Below are 15,911 nucleotides of genomic sequence, written 5' to 3'. Positions count from 1 at the left end.
ACGGGGAACCGGGGGACGGGGAGACGGGGGAGACGGGGGGTTGGAGAGAGAGACGGGTGCGCGAGGCGGCGTTGGTACCGGTACTGACCTGGGCGGGTAGGCTCGCCGGTCGGGCACCCGCAACCCGGGACCCGTCCGCCGTCCCGGCCCCGGGGCGGCACCACTCGGTCCGCGCCCGCACGACGGGCGCGGCGGCGAGGAAGTGCAGCCATGATCAGTGTTTTCGACCTCTTCAGCGTCGGCATCGGGCCGTCCAGCTCGCACACAGTAGGGCCGATGCGGGCCGCCCGGACCTTCGTGACCGGGCTCAAGGCCGACGGGTTGCTCGCCGACGTGGCGGGCGTACGGGCCGAACTCTTCGGTTCGCTCGGCGCCACCGGTCACGGGCACGGCAGCGACCGGGCGGTGCTGCTCGGGCTGGAGGGGGAGGCCCCGGAGACCGTCGACACGGACACCGTCGGGCCCCGGGTGCAGCGGATCCGGGCCGAGCGACGGCTCGGCCTGCTCGGCGTCCAGGAGATCGACTTCGACCCGGACCGGGATCTGGTGCTGCACCGGCGCCGCTCGCTGCCGTACCACCCGAACGGGATGACTTTCGTGGCGCTGGACGCGGCCGGGAATGAGGTCCGGGCCCGGACCTACTACTCGGTGGGCGGCGGGTTCGTGGTGGACGAGGCGGCCGCCGGGGCCGACCGGATCAAGCCGGACGCCACCCGGGTCCGGTACCCGTTCCTCACCGGCGCGGACCTGCTCCGGGTCACCGCCGAGACCGGGCTGCCGATCAGCGAGGTGATGCTCGCCAACGAACTCTCCTGGCGCAGCGAGGCCGACGTCCGGGCCGGGCTGCTGGAGATCTGGCGGGTGATGCGGGAATGCGTGGCGCGCGGCTGTGAGCGCGACGGCGTGCTGCCCGGCGGGCTCAAGGTTCGCCGTCGGGCCGCCGAACTGGGCCGGAGCCTGGCGGCCGAGGCGAACGCCAGCGACCCGCTGCGCGCGATGGACTGGGTCACCCTGTTCGCCCTCGCGGTCAACGAGGAGAACGCGGCCGGCGGCCGGGTGGTGACCGCCCCGACGAACGGCGCAGCCGGGATCATTCCGGCCGTGCTGCACTACTACACCCGCTTCGTGCCGGACGCCTCCGAGGAGGGGGTGGTCCGGTTCCTGCTGGCCGCCGGCGCCATCGGCGTGCTGTTCAAGGAGAACGCCTCGATCTCCGGGGCCGAGGTGGGCTGTCAGGGCGAGGTCGGCTCGGCCTGCTCGATGGCCGCCGCCGGGCTGGCCGAGGCGCTGGGCGGCACCCCCGAGCAGGTGGAGAACGCGGCCGAGATCGGCATGGAACACAACCTGGGGCTCACCTGCGACCCGGTCGGCGGCCTGGTGCAGATCCCGTGCATCGAGCGGAACGCGGTGGCCAGCATCAAGGCGATCACCGCGGCCCGGTTGGCGCTGCGCGGCGACGGGGTGCACCACGTGTCGCTGGACAAGGTCATCAAGACCATGCGGGAGACCGGCGCGGACATGAAGGTCAAGTACAAGGAGACGGCGCGGGGCGGGCTCGCGGTCAACGTGATCGAGTGCTGAACCCGAAGGGGTGACGCGGCGGGTACCAGCGCCGGCGCCGGGTGCCGGCGGCGAGGATGGGACGGTGACGACAGGAGTCGCCGCGCTCTGGTCGGCCCGCCACTCGTTGCGCATCCTGGTCCGGCGGGACCTCGCGGTGAAGTACCAGCAGTCCGTGCTGGGCTACCTCTGGTCGCTGATCGAGCCGCTCGGCATGGGCCTGATCTACTGGTTCGTCTTCGGCGTGCTCTACTCCGGCGCCACCCGCCGGCACCTGGGTGACGCGGCCGGGTCGTACCCGCTGTTCCTGACCACCGGCATCTTCGCCTGGATGTGGGCCAGCTCGGCGCTGACCGAGGCGACCAACGCGCTGACCGGGCAGGCCCGGCTGATCACCACGATGAACGTGCCCCGCCAGGTCTTTCCGATCGGCCGGGTCGCGGGCCGGTTCGCCGAGTACCTCGCCGGCCTGCCCATCCTGATCGCCATCGCGGCGGTCTACGCGGCGCACGGCGAGGTCCACCCCGGCTGGTCGCTGCTGGCCCTGCCGCTGGCCGTCGCGGTGCAGTTCGTCCTGCTGGTGGGGGTGGCGCTGCTGCTCTCCGCGGCCAACGTGCTGATGCGGGACATCGAGCGGTTCATGCGGCTGATCATCCGGCTGCTCTTCTACGCCACCCCGATCATCTACCCGTTCGCCCTGGTCCGGGACTCCGGCATGCCGGCCTGGGTCAAGTTCGGGTACGAGCTGAACCCGCTGGTCGGCATCTTCCAGCTGCACCACGCGATCTGGTACCCGGACGAGTTCCCGGACGCCCGGCTGCTCGCGGTGACCGTGCTGGGCAGCCTGCTCGTGCTGGCGCTCGGCTGGTGGTCGTTCCGCCGGCTGGAACCGGCCGTGCTGAAGGAACTCTGACGTGGCGGCGATCATCGAGGCGGACGGGCTCGGCATCCGGTTCGTCCGCAACCGGCGCCGCCAGCTGCGGTTGCGTGAGCTGCTGATCCGCCGGGGCGCGCGGGACGGCGGGGCGGGCGACTTCTGGCCGCTACGGGACGTGTCGTTCCGGATCGAGCCGGGTGAGACGGTGGGGGTGATCGGGCGCAACGGCACCGGCAAGAGCACGCTGCTGCGGCTGATCGCCGGTGTGCTGATCCCCGACGAGGGCCGGATCCGGGTCCGCGGCGACGTGGCCCCGCTGCTGGAACTCTCCGCCGGCTTCTCCAACGACCTCACCGGCCGGGAGAACCTTTACCTGGTCGGCGGCCTGCACGGCCTCTCCGCCGGCTACCTGCGGCGGCACTTCGACGAGATCGTCGGGTTCGCCGGGGAGCAGATCGAACGCTCCATCGACACCTCGGTCCGGCACTACTCCTCCGGCATGAAGGTGCGGCTGGGTTTCGCGGTGATCGCCCAACTGCCCCACCCGATCCTACTGATGGACGAGGTGACCGCGGTCGGGGACGCGGAGTTCCGCGCGAAGTGCTATGCGACCATCGAGCGACTCCTCGCGGAAGGGCGCACGCTGGTGCTGGTGTCACACAACGAAAAGGACCTTACCCGGTTCTGTCGTCGGGGGCTCTACCTCGACGCGGGACGGTTGACCGTCGACGGGACCATCGACGAGGCGCTGCGGGCGTACGCCGGCCGGGCCAAGCGGTGACGCTCGCGATCGTGCTCGCCGCGGGGGCCGCGGCGGGCCTGACCACCGACGCCGGGGAGCGCCTGGCCGACCGGCTCGCCGGGCAGTGGCGGGACGCCGGGGCCGCCGACGTCCGGGTGGTCACCGACCTGTCCGAGCTGGCCGCGCTGGTCACCGGCGCCACCGGCCCGGTGCTGGTCAGCGGGGCCGACCTGGTCGCGCACACGGCCGTACTCCGGCACCTGGCCACCAGCCCGGTCGGCCCGACGGTGGCCCTGGTGCTGACCGACCCGCCGGCGCCCGGGCAGGCCACGGTCCGGGAGGAACGTGGCCAGGTCGTGGGCGTCGACGAACCGGCGGCGACCGGCGTGTTCGGTGGCGCGCTCAGGGTGGGGCCCCAGGACCTGCCGGCCCTGGCGGCGGCGGCCGGCAGGACGGCGGGCGAGGGCGGCACGGCAGCGGCCGCCGCCGGCACGGCGGCGGGTGAGGGCGGCACCGTGGACCGGCTCTTCGCCGCACTCGCGGCCGCCGGCACGCTGACCTTCGCCCACCGGGTACGCCTGCTCGTGGCGCACCGGGTCGGCACGGAGGCGGAGCTGCGGGCGGCCGGGGCGGCGGTGGCCGGGGTCGACGAGGACCGGGCGGAGCTGCGCCTGTCGGTGAAGGAACGGGACGACTTCTTCACCACCTTCTTCGTCAGCACCTGGTCCCCGTACGTGACGAAGGCCGCCGCCCGGCTGCGGTTGAGCCCGACCGTGGTGACCATGTTCTCGGTGGCCTTCGCGGTGGCCGCCGCGCTGCTCTTCGCGGCCGGTGGGCGACCCGCCCTGGTCGCCGGCGGGATCCTGCTCTACCTGGGCTTCGTGCTGGACTGCGTGGACGGGCAGGTGGCCCGCTACACCCGGCACTTCAGCGCCTGGGGTGGCTGGCTGGACACCATGGCGGACCGGGCCAAGGAGTACGTCGTCTACGCCGGCCTCGGCTACGGCGCCACGCACGCCGGCTTCCGCTACGGCTGGGCGCTGGCGATCGCGGCGATGACCCTGCAGACCGTGCGGCACATGACCGACGCCTGGTACGGCGTGCTGCACGACGAGGCGGCCCGGCGACCGCGCCCGGTGGCGGGAGAGTCCGACGGCATCGGCGGGAAGCTGAACGCGGCCTCGACGAAGGTGCAGGCGGACACCGGCTCGGTGTCGTACTGGCTGAAGCGGACGGTGGTCTTCCCGATCGGTGAGCGGTGGGCGCTGATCGCGCTGGCCGCCGCGTTCTTCGGCCCGCTGGTGGCGCTCTGTGCGGTGCTGGTCTGGGGCACGCTGGCGTTCGCGTACACCGGGGCGTTGCGGACCCTGCGCGCCTGGTGGATGAAGGTGCCGGTGCTGACCACGGTCGACGTGGCCCTGCACCGGGACGACGGGCCGCTGGTGCGGCGGTTCGCGGCGGTCCTGCCCGCGGGCCTGACCCGCGTCCTGCTGCGCGCCGCCCGCCCGGGGGTGGGCGTGCTGTGGCTGACCGTGCTGCCGGCGTTGGCGCCGCTGGCGTTGCTGCTGCTCGCCTGGCGGTGGGGCGCGGACACGCCCCGCTGGCTGGTGGGGGTGGCCGTGCTGGTCTGGCTGCTGGCCGCGCTGGGCGTGCGGGTCACGCCGGACGGGCCGCTGGACTGGCTGGTTCCCGCCGTCCTGCGGGCCGGGGAGTACCTGTTCGCGATCGCCGTCGGGGTGCTCGGCGGCGCGCCGGCCTGGCTGATCTTCGGGTACGTCTTCGTGTTGACCCTGCACCACTACGATCTGACCGCCCGGTTGGAGAAGCGGCAGGCCGCGCCGCCGCTGCACGCCGCCTCGCTGGGCTGGGAGGGGCGTTCCATCCTGCTGGCCGCTGCGGCAAACGCCGGAATCGTGAGCATTGCTCTGGCTACACTCGGTGCGTACCTTCTCGTGGTTTTTGTCGCGAGCGTGGCCCTCGCCTGGGTGGTCCTGCCGGCCCGCGCCCGCCGGACGCCGGCCCCGGTGCGCGGGGGTGAGCGCTTGCCGGGCTGACGGAGGGCCGGCCGGGATGACTCTGCTCAGCTTCGTCGTACCGGCCTACCGGGTGCAGGGCTACCTGCGGGAGTGCCTGGACTCGATCCTGGAGCAGCCCTACCGCGACCTCGAGGTGATCGGCATCGACGACGCCTCGCCGGACGGCAGCGGCGAGATCCTGCTCGAGTACGCGGACCGCGACCCCCGGGTCCGCCCGGTCCGCCTCGCCGAGAACGCCGGCCTCGGTCCGGCCCGCAACATCGGGCTGGACCGGGCCGTCGGCGAGTACGTCTGGTTCGTCGACGGGGACGACTGGCTGGTCCCCGGCTGCCTGCCGCACGTCGCCGACCGGCTGGTGGCGACCCGCCCGGACGTGCTGATCGTCGACCACGTCCGGGCCCACTGGAACAACACCGGCACCCGCAGCGCGCTGCGCGACGTCTTCCCCGAACCGGTGGGCGAGGAGACGTTCCGGCTGCGGGACCGGCCGGAGGCGGTCCGGCTGCTGCACACCGCCTGGAACCGGGTCCTGCGCCGGGAGTTCCTCCTCGACCGCGGGCTGCGCTTCGCACCGGGCTGGTACGAGGACGTCTCGTTCAGCTATCCGGCGCTGATGGCGGCCGACCGGATCGGGGTGCTCGACCGGGTCTGTGTCAACTACCGGCAGCGCCGTACCGGGGCGATCACCCGGACCCGGGGCGACCGGCACTTCGAGGTCTTCGCCCAGTGGCACCGGGTGTTCCGGCTGATGGACCGGTGGGGGCCGGCGGTCGCCCCGCTGCGCCCGGCCGTCTTCGAGCGGATGATCTGGCACTACCTGACGGTGCTGGGCAACGGCGAACGGATCGCCGCCGGGCTGCGGCCGGCGTTCTTCGCCCAGATCCACGCCGACCACGTCCGGTTCCGGCCGCCCGGGGGATATCCGGTGCCGGCCGGCGTGGAAGGGCTGAAGCACCGGCTGGTGGCGGCCGGGCGGTGGCGGACGTTCAGCGCGCTCCGCGACGCCAACCAGGTGGCCGAGACGGCCGCGCGGGTGGCCCGCCGGGCCCGGCGCCGGGTGCTGCCGAAGGCGCGGCGGGCCGCCCGCCGGGCCCGTGACGCGGCGCTGCGCGAGTACTACCGGGCCGAACTGCACCGGCCGCTGGACCCGAGCCTGGCCGTCTACGCCGCGTACTGGTACCGGGGGTACTCCTGCAACCCGGCCGCGATCTACGCGGCGGCCCGCCGGCTCGCGCCGCAGGTGCGCGGGGTGTGGATCGTGCGGCGGGACCGGGTGGCCAGCCTGCCGCCGGGCGTGGAGTACGTGGTGGCCGGCAGCCCGGGCTACTACCGGGTGCTGGCCCGGGCCCGGTGGCTGGTCAACAACGTCAACTTCCCGGACTTCGTGCGCAAGCGGCCCGGTTCGGTGCACCTGCAGACCCACCACGGCACCCCGGTCAAGGTGATGGGGCTGGACCAGCAGCGGTATCCGGTCGGCGCGATGGGGATGAACTTCGGGAAGCTGCTGCACCGGGTGGACCGCTGGGACTACAGCGTCAGCGCGAACAGCTTCTCCACCCAGATGTGGGAGCGGGCGTACCCGGCCGGGTACACCTCCCTGGAGGTGGGCTACCCCCGCAACGACCGGCTCGCCCTGGCCACCCCGCAGGAGTGCCGCCAGGTCCGCGCGGAGCTGGGCCTCGGCCCCGACGAGTACGTGGTGCTCTACGCCCCGACGCACCGGGAGCACCTGCCCGGCTGGCGGCCGCCGTTCGATCCGGACCGGATGCTGGACGCGCTCGGCCCGTCCGGCCGGCTGTTGATGCGCAGCCACTACTTCCACGACCGGGACCGGCGGCCTCGTGGCCCGGCGGCGGCCGGCGGGGTGCTCGACGTGAGCGGTCACGACTCGGTGGAGGACCTCTACCTCGCGGCCGACGTGCTGGTCACGGACTATTCGTCGGCGATGTTCGACTACGCCGTGCTGGACCGGCCGATCGTGGTGTACGCCCCGGACTGGGACGCCTACCGGGTGGCCCGGGGGGTCTACTTCGACCTGCTGGCCGAGCCGCCCGGGGCGGTGGCCCTGGACTTCCCGGCCCTGCTCGACGTCTTCCGCTCCGGCGCGGTACGCGGCCCGGCGGCCGAGGCGGCCCGGGAGCGGTTCCGGGTCCGGTTCTGCGCGCTGGACGACGGTCACGCGGCGGAGCGGGTGGTCCGGCGGGTCTTCCTCGGCGAGCTCGCCTGAACGGAGGTTACCGACCGGTCACCTTACTCATCGGTACAGACCGATTCCCTGTAATCGGTCTGTCACGGGGGGAACATGGAACGTTTACCCGATGTGCTGATCCGATGATCCTGGTCACAGTCATCTCCGGGTTCAGCCGAGCACTGGGGAGGAGACGGTGACCACCGTCGCGCTCAAGGATGTCACCAAGGTCTTCCAGGACGGAACGGTCGCGGTCGACACCATCAATCTGGACGTCAATGACGGCGAGTTCATGGTGCTGCTGGGCCCTTCGGGTTGCGGCAAGTCCACCGTGTTGCGAATGGTGGCCGGGTTGGAGGACCCCACCACCGGAGCGGTGATGCTCGACGGTGAGGTCGCCAACGACCTCCCGCCACGGGACCGGCGGATCGCCATGGTCTTCCAGGACTTCGCGCTGTACCCGCACATGACGGTCGGCGACAACATCGGCTTTCCGCTGCGGCTCGCCGGCATCGAACCGAACCCGCGCGGGGAGCGGATCCACGACGTGGCGAGCGCGCTCGGCATCGGCGACGTGCTCGGCCGCAAGCCCAGCCAGCTCTCCGGCGGCCAGCGGCAGCGGGTGGCCATGGGCCGGGCGATAGTACGCCGGCCCGGACTGTTCCTGATGGACGAGCCGCTCTCCAACCTGGACAGCGGTCTCCGCGCCGAGCTGCGCGCCGAGATCTCCGGCCTCACCCGCGAGCTGGGCGTCACCACCATCTACGTCACCCACGACCAGGCCGAGGCGCTGACCATGGCCGACCGGGTCGCCATCATGCGCAAGGGCGTGCTCCAGGACGTCGGCACCCCCACCCAGGTGTACGGCCGGCCGGCGACCCTGTACGTCGCCGCGTTCCTCGGCAGCCCCCGGATGAACCTGTTGGAGGCCTCGGTCTACGTCCACCTCGACCGGTACATCGCGCTGAACCTCGGGGAGCAGTCGCTCTACCTGCCCTGGGACGACATCCGGAGCCGGGCGGTCGCGCACTACCACGGCGAGCGGATCGTGGTCGGCATGCGGGCCGAGGCGCTCACCCCGGTCGCCCCGGACACCCCGGGTGACGTACTCCAGGGCCGGATCCGCTACCTGGAGCATCACGGCCACGAGTCGCTGGCCTTCCTCGACATCGGCGCCACGGCCATCGTGGTGGACGAGATGGGCACCCCGGTGGAGAACAACCTGCCCGGCCAGCGCGGCCTGCGCCGGTTCGGTCAGGTCATGCAGCGCCTCACCGGCCGGGCCGCCGAGGCGCCGGAGGTCGCCGCCCCGATCGGCGGCGGGAACCGGACCAGCGTGCTGCCCGACCCCGGCCGGCACCACCGCCGCCCGGCGGAGCTGGCCGTCCGGCTCGCCCCGTATCCGGCGGTGTCGGCGGGCCACCCGCTCTCCGTGCAGATCCGGATGGATGCGCTGCACTTCTTCGACGAGCGGGGTGACCGGATCGACGTCGGCTGGCGGTGATCTGCCCGTCTCATCCTGGGCTGGGCGGGCGGCGGTACGGGCCCCAGCCGACGAAGCGGGCGAACAGGTCGGCGGGGGCGGGCGCGTCGTCCGGGTTGAGCCGGTAGAGGTCGCGCGTCGCCTCGTAGAGCAGCCCACAGAGGTAGATCGACAAGCCGATCCGGTTGTCCTCGTATTCGCTGCGGAGCAGCAGGCGGGCCATCGGGCACGGCCACGGCCGGCCGCAGGCCCGGCAGCACCACATCGGACGCAGCGGCGTGTGCGGGGTGGCCTGCAACGGGTACGCGCGGGGGCGGTCCGCCGCCGGCCCGTCCGGCGGCTGCCCGAGCTGGTGACTGATCACGGGCACTCCTCGTGGTGGCCGCTTCCCGGGCGCTGCTGCGGGACGGACCAGCGACCGCCGTTGGCCCGCCACTGCTGCGCGGGGGTGAGGTTGCCGACCCGACCGGGGTCCATGGTCGGCAGCGGGCGGGTCGGCTGCCGCATCCACTCCGGCAGGTTGTCGCCCCGGACCCGTTGGGGCAGTGTCGCTGCCGACGCACCTCGGCAGCGAAACCAGCGCAGTCGCACGGCGTAACTCCTCTCGGCAACGGGAACCGGATGAGTTCGGCTCCACTGCGTGACAGTTTCGTCACCGCGCCGCTAGGGTCGGAAGGCGTTCCGCCCCCACCTTCCCGGCCGTCCGACCGGCCGACTTCCGTGTGCAGCCGTGTGCAGAGGTGTGCAGATGATCCGTGTGCCGTTGTGGGAACTCTTCGCCGGTGAGCTGCGCCGGCTGCGTACCGATGCGGGGTTGACCCAGGAGGCGCTCGGCGAGCGGGTGAGCTATTCAGCCTCGCTGGTGGCGGCGGTCGAGCAGTGCCGCCGCGCGCCGCGCGCCGAGTTCACCGAGCGCTGCGACGAGGTGCTGAACGGCGGCGGCCTGCTCATCCGCATCCGGGACGCGCTGATGCAGGAGGCGCTCCTGCCGTGGTTCCGCGAGTGGGTGAGCATCGAGCAGGAGGCGATGGCGCTGCGCAGCTTCCAACCGCTTGTGGTCCCCGGTCTGTTACAGACCGAGGGGTATGCCCGCGCGCTCTACGAGGGAGCCGCGCAGTTCGTCGGCGAGGCGATCGAACAGCAGGTGGCCGCCCGGCTTGCCCGGCAGGCGGTGCTGGACGGCCCTACGCCACCGCAGCTCGTGGTGGTGCTCGACCACTCTGTGCTTAGCCGCCCGGTCGGTGGGCCGAAGGTGATGCGGGAACAGTTGACGCACCTGGTCGAGATGGGCCGGCGACCCCGGGTGCACCTGCACCTGGTGCCGGAGACGGTCGGTGCCTATCCCGGGCTCAACGGCGCGTTCGTGCTTGCCACCCCGCCGGACGGCGACGACCTGGGCTACCTGGACAACCAGCTGCACGGCACAGTCGTGGAGCGAACGGCCGACGTAAACTCGCTGCGGCAGACCTGGGAGTCCGTCCGTGCGGAGGCGATGCCGCACGGGGCGACCCTGGCGGCGATCTCGGAGGCGGCGAAGCGATGGAGTTGACCGGGGCGATCTGGCGCAAGAGCACCCGTAGCAGCGGCAATGGCGGGGACTGCGTCGAGGTGGCGGACAATGTGCCCGGCGTGGTGGGGGTGCGGGACAGCAAGGACCGGCAGGGGCCGGTGCTGACGTTCACACCGTCGAGTTGGGCGGCCTTCGTGGCGCACACCAAGCGCACCTGAGGCGTCAGTCTGCTCGCGTCGCCCAGACCGGCCGTCGGGGCTCGTCGTTGTGCACGACGATGTCGGCGTGCTCGGTCGGGCGGATCGTGGCGAGTGGTCGAGCAAGGCTTACGGTCGGTCACCTGGCCCGGTCGTCCTGGCAGCCTCGGTCGCGAGAACGACCGGCATGGCCGGATAGGGATCCCTGATCGGCTTGCGCTGCGCGCGGACCCGTTCCCGCACCGCCACCAGCGTGGGGCCGGCGACGTAGTGCCGTCCCCGCCGCTCACCGCGTGCTTCCAGCAGGCCCTGCTCGACAAGGTTGGCCAGATCCCGGGATGCGGTCCGGTCCTCGACGCCGGCGAGTTTGACGTACCCGGAACGACGGATGCGATAGCCCAGAACTGCCTCGTAGAGCAGGTCGGTCACCCGCTCGGGCAGTCTTTTGTCGGCAACGATCGCGTCCAACTCCGACCAGATGCCGGACGCCTCCTCGAAGCGGCGAGCGACGGTCTGCGCCTGCATGTGGTGGGCGCGCAGGTTGAACGACACCCAGAGGTGCGCCGAACCTTCGGGGTTCCAACGGCCACGTCCAGTAGCCGCCAGCACCCGGTAGTAGTCCTCGGTGTTGCTGCCCAGCCATTCCTCGATGCTGGAGAAGGCCGGCTCAACGATCGCACGGCGGGAGAGCACCAGCGTCTGAAGTGCGCGCGCCATCCGCCCGTTGCCGTCGCGGAACGGGTGGATCATCACCAGGTTCAGATGCGCCATGGCAGCTTTGACGAGCGGGGAGGTGGTGATGTCGGACCGTAGATCTTCGGTCAGTTCCTCCATGAGGTGAGGCACGTGTTCCGCGTCCGCGCCCTCGTACACGCGCTCATCGGTCCGCTCGTCGTGCACGTAGATGGGGCCCTTGCGATATTGCCCCGGGCTCTTGCCCAGATCGTGCGAGAGCATCATGTAGTGCATGCTGCGGATCACGGACGTCTCGAAGCGGAAGTGCGGATCCCCGGCGGTTTGGAGCACGTATCCCAGGGCCTGCCGATAGCCCCGGATCTCGGCGAAGGTCCGGTCGTCGGCGCTCAGCGGCTCCTCGCCGTCGAGCGCGGCGGCGGCGTCGTCCTCGGCGACCACGTAGCCCTCGATGCTGTTGGAGCCGAGAATCGCACGGGCCAACATCGTGCGTCGGAGGCCGCCGGTCCACCGGCGAGGAGTGCGCAGGACATCGGCGAGCGTGCGGCGCATGTCGTGCACCTCGGCCAGCACGGTCTCGTCACGATCATTGAGCTCTGGGGTGGCGTAGATCATCTCACGTCTCAATGTCTCTTAATAAGAGACAAGGCTAGCCGTCGTTGGCTCTGATGTCACTTGGTAAGAGACAATGAGCCGTCGTGACTCGGTGCCTTGCCGTCGTCCCGCGCCGGCGGCGGGGTCGTCCCGCCGGCGGCGTCAGGGCGCGGTCCGCGCGTACCGGCGAGGCGGAGCCGCCGTCGGCGCTGGTCGCCGCACCATCCCCGGACCCGGACGCACCCTTGCCGGTTAGGTTACTGGCGAGTAGCGTTCGGGCATGACCGTGGACTCTCGCCAGGTCGCGGCCGGTCTGCTGGAGGCCGTGCCGTTCGCCCGCACGCTCGGAATCGAATTCGTCGAGGTCGCGCCCGAGGCCGAGGGCGGGGTACGCGCCGTCGTCCGCCTGCCCGACGACCCGGCCCACCACAACCACGTCGGCGGCCCGCACGCCGGCGCCGTGTTCACGCTCGGGGAGACCGCCTCCGGGGCGGTGGTGCTCGCCGCCTTCGGCACCGTGCTCGACCGGGCGGTGCCGCTGGCGGTGACCGCCACCATCCGCTACCAGAAGGTCGCCGTCGGGCCGGTGCGGGCCACCGCCCGGCTGGGCCGTGCCCCCGCCGACGTGCTCGCCGAGCTGGACGCCGGGCAGCGGCCCGAGTTCCCGGTCGAGGTGGAGATCGGCACCGAGGACGGCACCGTCACCTCGGCGCTCACCGTCGTCTGGACGCTGCGCCCGAACCGCTGACGGCCGAATGGGGTTTGCCCAGCGGGGCTGGTGGATAGATTCAGGCAATGCTGGGCCTACCCGCTCACGTGACCGCCTGCCTCTTCGACCTGGACGGCGTCCTGACCCAGACCGCCAAGGTGCACAACGCGGCCTGGACCCAGACCTTCGACGCCTTCCTGAAGCAACGGTCGGCCGCCACCGGCGAGCCGTTCCGCCCGTTCGACCCGGGCCCGGACTACAACCGGTACGTGGACGGAAAACCAAGAGCCGACGGCGTACGCTCCTTCCTCGCCTCGCGGGGGATCACCCTGCCCGAGGGCTCCCCCGACGACCCGCCCGAGGCGGACACCGTCAACGGGGTGGGCAACCGGAAGAACGCCATCCTGCTCAAGCGCATCGCCGACGGCGGCGTCGAGGTCTACCCGGGGTCGGTGCGCTACCTGGAGGCGGCCGCCGCCAGCGGGCTGCGCCGGGCGGTCGTCTCGGCCAGCGCCAACTGCGCCGCGGTGGTCGCCGCCGCCGGGCTGGACCGGCTGCTCGAGGCCCGGGTGGACGGCGTGGTGGCCCGCGAGCGCGGGCTGCGCGGCAAGCCGCACCCCGACACCTTCCTGGCCGGCGCGCAACTGCTCGGCGTGGCGCCCCGGCAGGCCGCGGTCTTCGAGGACGCCCTCGCCGGGGTGGCCGCCGGCCGGGCCGGCGGCTTCGGCTACGTGGTCGGCGTCGACCGGGTCGGCCAGGCCGACGAGCTGCGCGCGCACGGCGCCGACGTGGTGGTCACCGACCTCGCCGAGCTGATGACGGAGCCGGCCCGGTGATCCGCGAACGGGCCTATCCCGTCGAACCGTGGCACGTCCGGGAGACAAGGCTCGACATGGACGTGCTGGCCCAGTCCGAGTCGGTCTTCGCCCTCTCCAACGGGCACTTCGGGCTGCGCGGCAACCTCGACGAGGGCGAGCCGCACGGCCTGCCCGGCACCTACCTCAACTCCTTCTACGAGCTGCGGCCGCTGCCGTACGCCGAGGCCGGCTTCGGCTTCCCGGAGTCCGGGCAGACCGTCGTCAACGTCACCAACGGCAAGCTGATCCGGCTGCTGGTCGACGACGAGCCGCTCGACGTCCGGTACGGCGAGCTGCTGTCCCACGAGCGGGTCCTCGACCTGCGCGCCGGCACCCTGCACCGGGAGTTGCACTGGCGGTCACCGGCCGGCCGGGACGTCAAGGTCCGCACCACCCGGCTGGTGTCGTTCACCCAGCGGGCGGTCGCCGCGATCCACTACGAGGTGGAGGCGCTGGAGGGGCCGCTGCGGCTGATCCTCCAGTCCGAGCTGGTGGCCAACGAGGCCCTGCCGCCGCAGAGCCGCGACCCCCGGGTGGCCGCCGTGCTCGAGTCACCGTTGCAGGCCGAGGAGCAGCTGACCACCGACGACGGCGGCCTGCTCATCCACCGCACCAAGGTCAGCGGGCTGCGGGTCGCCGCCCAGATGGCGCACGACGTGGACGCCCCGGAACGCACCACCATGGAGTCAGAGGGCTACGAGGACTGGGTGCGGACCACCATCGGCTGCGTGCTCAAGCCCGGCCAGAAGCTGCGGGTGGTGAAGTACCTGACGTACGGCTGGTCCAGCCGGCGGTCGTTGCCCGCGCTGCGCGACCAGGTCGGGGCGGCGCTGGCCGCGGCCCGGCTGGACGGCTGGGACGGGCTGCGCCGCGAGCAGCGGGAATACCTGGACACGTTCTGGGACGCCGCCGACGTGCGGGTCGAGGGCGACCCGGAGGTGCAGCAGGCGGTCCGGTTCGGCCTCTACCACGTGCTCCAGGCCGGGGCGCGGGCCGAACGCCGGCCGATCGCCGCCAAGGGCCTCACCGGTCCCGGGTACGACGGGCACGCGTTCTGGGACACCGAGATGTTCGTGCTGCCGGTGCTCACCTACACCCAGCCGGGCGCGGTCCGGGACGCGCTGCACTGGCGCTACTCGACGCTCGCCCAGGCCCAGGAGCGGGCCCGGACGTTGAACCTGCACGGGGCCGCCTTCCCGTGGCGCACCATCGAAGGGCCGGAGTCGTCGGCGTACTGGCCGGCCGGGACGGCCGCCTTCCACATCGCCGCCGACGTGGCCGACGCGCTGCGCCGCTACGTGCTCGCCACCGGCGACCAGGCGCTGGAGGAGGAGATCGGGCTGGAGCTGCTCGTCGAGACCGCCCGGCTCTGGCGTTCGCTCGGCCACCACGACCGCAGCGGTCGGTTCCACATCGACGGGGTGACCGGCCCCGACGAGTACACCGCGGTCAAGAACGACAACGTCTACACCAACCTGATGGCGCAGCGGAACCTGCTCACCGCCGCCGACTGCGCGATGCGCCACCGCGACCAGGCCCTCGACCTGGGCGTCAGCGAGGAGGAGGCGGCCGCCTGGCGGGACGCCGCGCACTCCATGCACCTCCCGTACGACCCGGAGGCCCAGGTGCACGGGCAGGTGGAGGGCTTCACCCGGTTGCAGGAGTGGGACTTCGAGCACACCCCGCCGGAGAAGTACCCGCTGCTGCTGCACTACCCGTACTTCGACCTCTACCGCAAGCAGGTGGTCAAGCAGGCGGACCTGGTGCTGGCCATGCACTGGCGGGGGGACGCGTTCAGCGACGAGGAGAAGGTCCGCAACTTCAACTACTACGAGCGGCGCACCGTGCGGGACTCCTCGTTGAGCGCCTGCACCCAGGCGGTGATGGCGGTCGAGGTCGGCCACCCCGAACTGGCCCACCGCTACCTGCGCGAGGCCGCCCTGATGGACCTGCACGACCTGAGCGAGAACACCCGCGACGGGGTGCACATGGCCTCGCTGGCCGGCACCTGGCTGGCGCTGGTGGCGGGCTTCGGCGGCCTGCGCGACCACGACGGGACGCTCTCCTTCTCGCCCCGGCTCTCCAGCCGCCTCAGCCGGCTGGAGTTCGCGCTGCAGTGGCGGGGGATGCGACTGCGGGTGGACGTGCGGCCGCACCAGACCACGTACTCGCTGCGCAACGGGGGAGCGGACACCGTGCTGACCCTGCGCCACCACGGCGAGCCGGTCCGGGTCACCGCCGCCCAGCCGGTCACCGTGCCGGTGCCGCCGGCGCCACCGACCGGGCCGCCACCGGAGCAGCCACCGGGCCGGTCACCCCTGATGCACCTGCCGGAGAACCTGAGCTGAGGAGCCACCCCGGGCCGGGTCGCCGCAGCACCGGATCTGAGCCACCCGGCCGCGCCGGCACCGCACCTGAGCTGAGCCGCCCCGAACCGCGCCGTCGCGGTCCGGGGCGGCGCAGGC

Annotated in this window: 14 protein-coding genes; 11 read left to right on the top strand and 3 right to left on the bottom strand. The window is 72.4% G+C overall.

The window, feature by feature from the left end:
* The first annotated feature begins 210 nt into the window (after positions 1–210).
* From LQ51_RS23040 to LQ51_RS23015, 6 genes are all read left to right on the top strand, one after another.
* Complete coding sequence (locus LQ51_RS23040; protein WP_046568999.1) at positions 211–1,581, top strand: L-serine ammonia-lyase; 1,371 nt, start codon at positions 211–213, stop codon at positions 1,579–1,581.
* 64 nt (positions 1,582–1,645) lie between these two features.
* The gene (locus tag LQ51_RS23035; protein ID WP_046568997.1) at positions 1,646–2,473 is read left to right on the top strand and encodes an ABC transporter permease; all 828 of its coding nucleotides are present in this window, start codon (positions 1,646–1,648) and stop codon (positions 2,471–2,473) included.
* A 1-nt stretch (position 2,474) separates the two neighbouring features.
* Positions 2,475–3,218: an ABC transporter ATP-binding protein gene (locus LQ51_RS23030; protein ID WP_046568995.1), complete on the top strand. Its 744-nt coding sequence runs from the start codon at positions 2,475–2,477 to the stop codon at positions 3,216–3,218.
* Positions 3,215–5,233 carry a DUF5941 domain-containing protein gene (locus tag LQ51_RS23025; RefSeq protein ID WP_046568994.1) on the top strand — a complete coding sequence of 673 codons (2,019 nt, stop codon included), beginning with the start codon at positions 3,215–3,217 and terminating at the stop codon, positions 5,231–5,233. The genes LQ51_RS23030 and LQ51_RS23025 overlap by 4 nt, the downstream gene beginning before the upstream one ends.
* A gap of 16 nt (positions 5,234–5,249) precedes the next feature.
* Positions 5,250–7,442 carry a bifunctional glycosyltransferase/CDP-glycerol:glycerophosphate glycerophosphotransferase gene (locus LQ51_RS23020; protein WP_046568992.1) on the top strand — a complete coding sequence of 731 codons (2,193 nt, stop codon included), beginning with the start codon at positions 5,250–5,252 and terminating at the stop codon, positions 7,440–7,442.
* A 157-nt stretch (positions 7,443–7,599) separates the two neighbouring features.
* On the top strand, positions 7,600–8,907 hold the full coding sequence (locus LQ51_RS23015) for an ABC transporter ATP-binding protein (RefSeq protein WP_046568990.1): 1,308 nt from the start codon (positions 7,600–7,602) through the stop codon (positions 8,905–8,907).
* A gap of 10 nt (positions 8,908–8,917) precedes the next feature.
* On the opposite strand, the gene LQ51_RS23010 is transcribed toward LQ51_RS23015, so the two are convergent.
* Together LQ51_RS23010 and LQ51_RS34070 are read right to left on the bottom strand one after the other, a co-directional pair.
* Complete coding sequence (locus tag LQ51_RS23010) at positions 8,918–9,250, bottom strand: hypothetical protein (protein WP_046569022.1); 333 nt, start codon at positions 9,248–9,250, stop codon at positions 8,918–8,920.
* The gene (locus tag LQ51_RS34070) at positions 9,247–9,393 is read right to left on the bottom strand and encodes a hypothetical protein (RefSeq protein WP_231605841.1); all 147 of its coding nucleotides are present in this window, start codon (positions 9,391–9,393) and stop codon (positions 9,247–9,249) included. Before LQ51_RS34070 ends, LQ51_RS23010 begins: the two co-directional genes overlap by 4 nt.
* A gap of 241 nt (positions 9,394–9,634) precedes the next feature.
* Between LQ51_RS34070 and LQ51_RS23000 the strand changes: the two genes are divergently transcribed.
* Together LQ51_RS23000 and LQ51_RS22995 are read left to right on the top strand one after the other, a co-directional pair.
* Entirely contained in the window at positions 9,635–10,435 is an 801-nt protein-coding gene (locus LQ51_RS23000; protein ID WP_046569018.1) for a helix-turn-helix domain-containing protein, read from the top strand.
* Positions 10,426–10,614 (top strand): DUF397 domain-containing protein, encoded by a 189-nt coding sequence (locus LQ51_RS22995; RefSeq protein WP_046568984.1) that lies wholly within the window; start codon positions 10,426–10,428, stop codon positions 10,612–10,614. The genes LQ51_RS23000 and LQ51_RS22995 overlap by 10 nt, the downstream gene beginning before the upstream one ends.
* Positions 10,615–10,722: 108 nt before the next feature.
* Here the strand turns inward: LQ51_RS22995 and LQ51_RS22990 are convergent, their stop codons facing one another.
* Positions 10,723–11,901 (bottom strand): Fic family protein, encoded by a 1,179-nt coding sequence (locus tag LQ51_RS22990; protein ID WP_046568982.1) that lies wholly within the window; start codon positions 11,899–11,901, stop codon positions 10,723–10,725.
* A 259-nt stretch (positions 11,902–12,160) separates the two neighbouring features.
* On the opposite strand from LQ51_RS22990, the gene LQ51_RS22985 reads away from it, so the two are divergent.
* From LQ51_RS22985 to LQ51_RS22975, 3 genes are read left to right on the top strand one after another with little or no spacing between them, the layout of a single operon-like run.
* On the top strand, positions 12,161–12,628 hold the full coding sequence (locus LQ51_RS22985) for a DUF4442 domain-containing protein (RefSeq protein ID WP_046568980.1): 468 nt from the start codon (positions 12,161–12,163) through the stop codon (positions 12,626–12,628).
* Positions 12,629–12,675: 47 nt separating this feature from the next.
* Positions 12,676–13,425, top strand: coding sequence for a beta-phosphoglucomutase family hydrolase (locus LQ51_RS22980; RefSeq protein ID WP_046568978.1), 750 nt, complete (start codon positions 12,676–12,678; stop codon positions 13,423–13,425).
* On the top strand, positions 13,422–15,794 hold the full coding sequence (locus LQ51_RS22975) for a glycoside hydrolase family 65 protein (RefSeq protein WP_046568977.1): 2,373 nt from the start codon (positions 13,422–13,424) through the stop codon (positions 15,792–15,794). Before LQ51_RS22980 ends, LQ51_RS22975 begins: the two co-directional genes overlap by 4 nt.
* The last annotated feature ends 117 nt before the right edge of the window (positions 15,795–15,911 follow it).

This window comes from Micromonospora sp. HK10, from assembly GCF_000982955.1.
Lineage (GTDB): Bacteria > Actinomycetota > Actinomycetes > Mycobacteriales > Micromonosporaceae > Micromonospora.
This window is presented reverse-complemented; position numbering and strand designations above follow the sequence as displayed.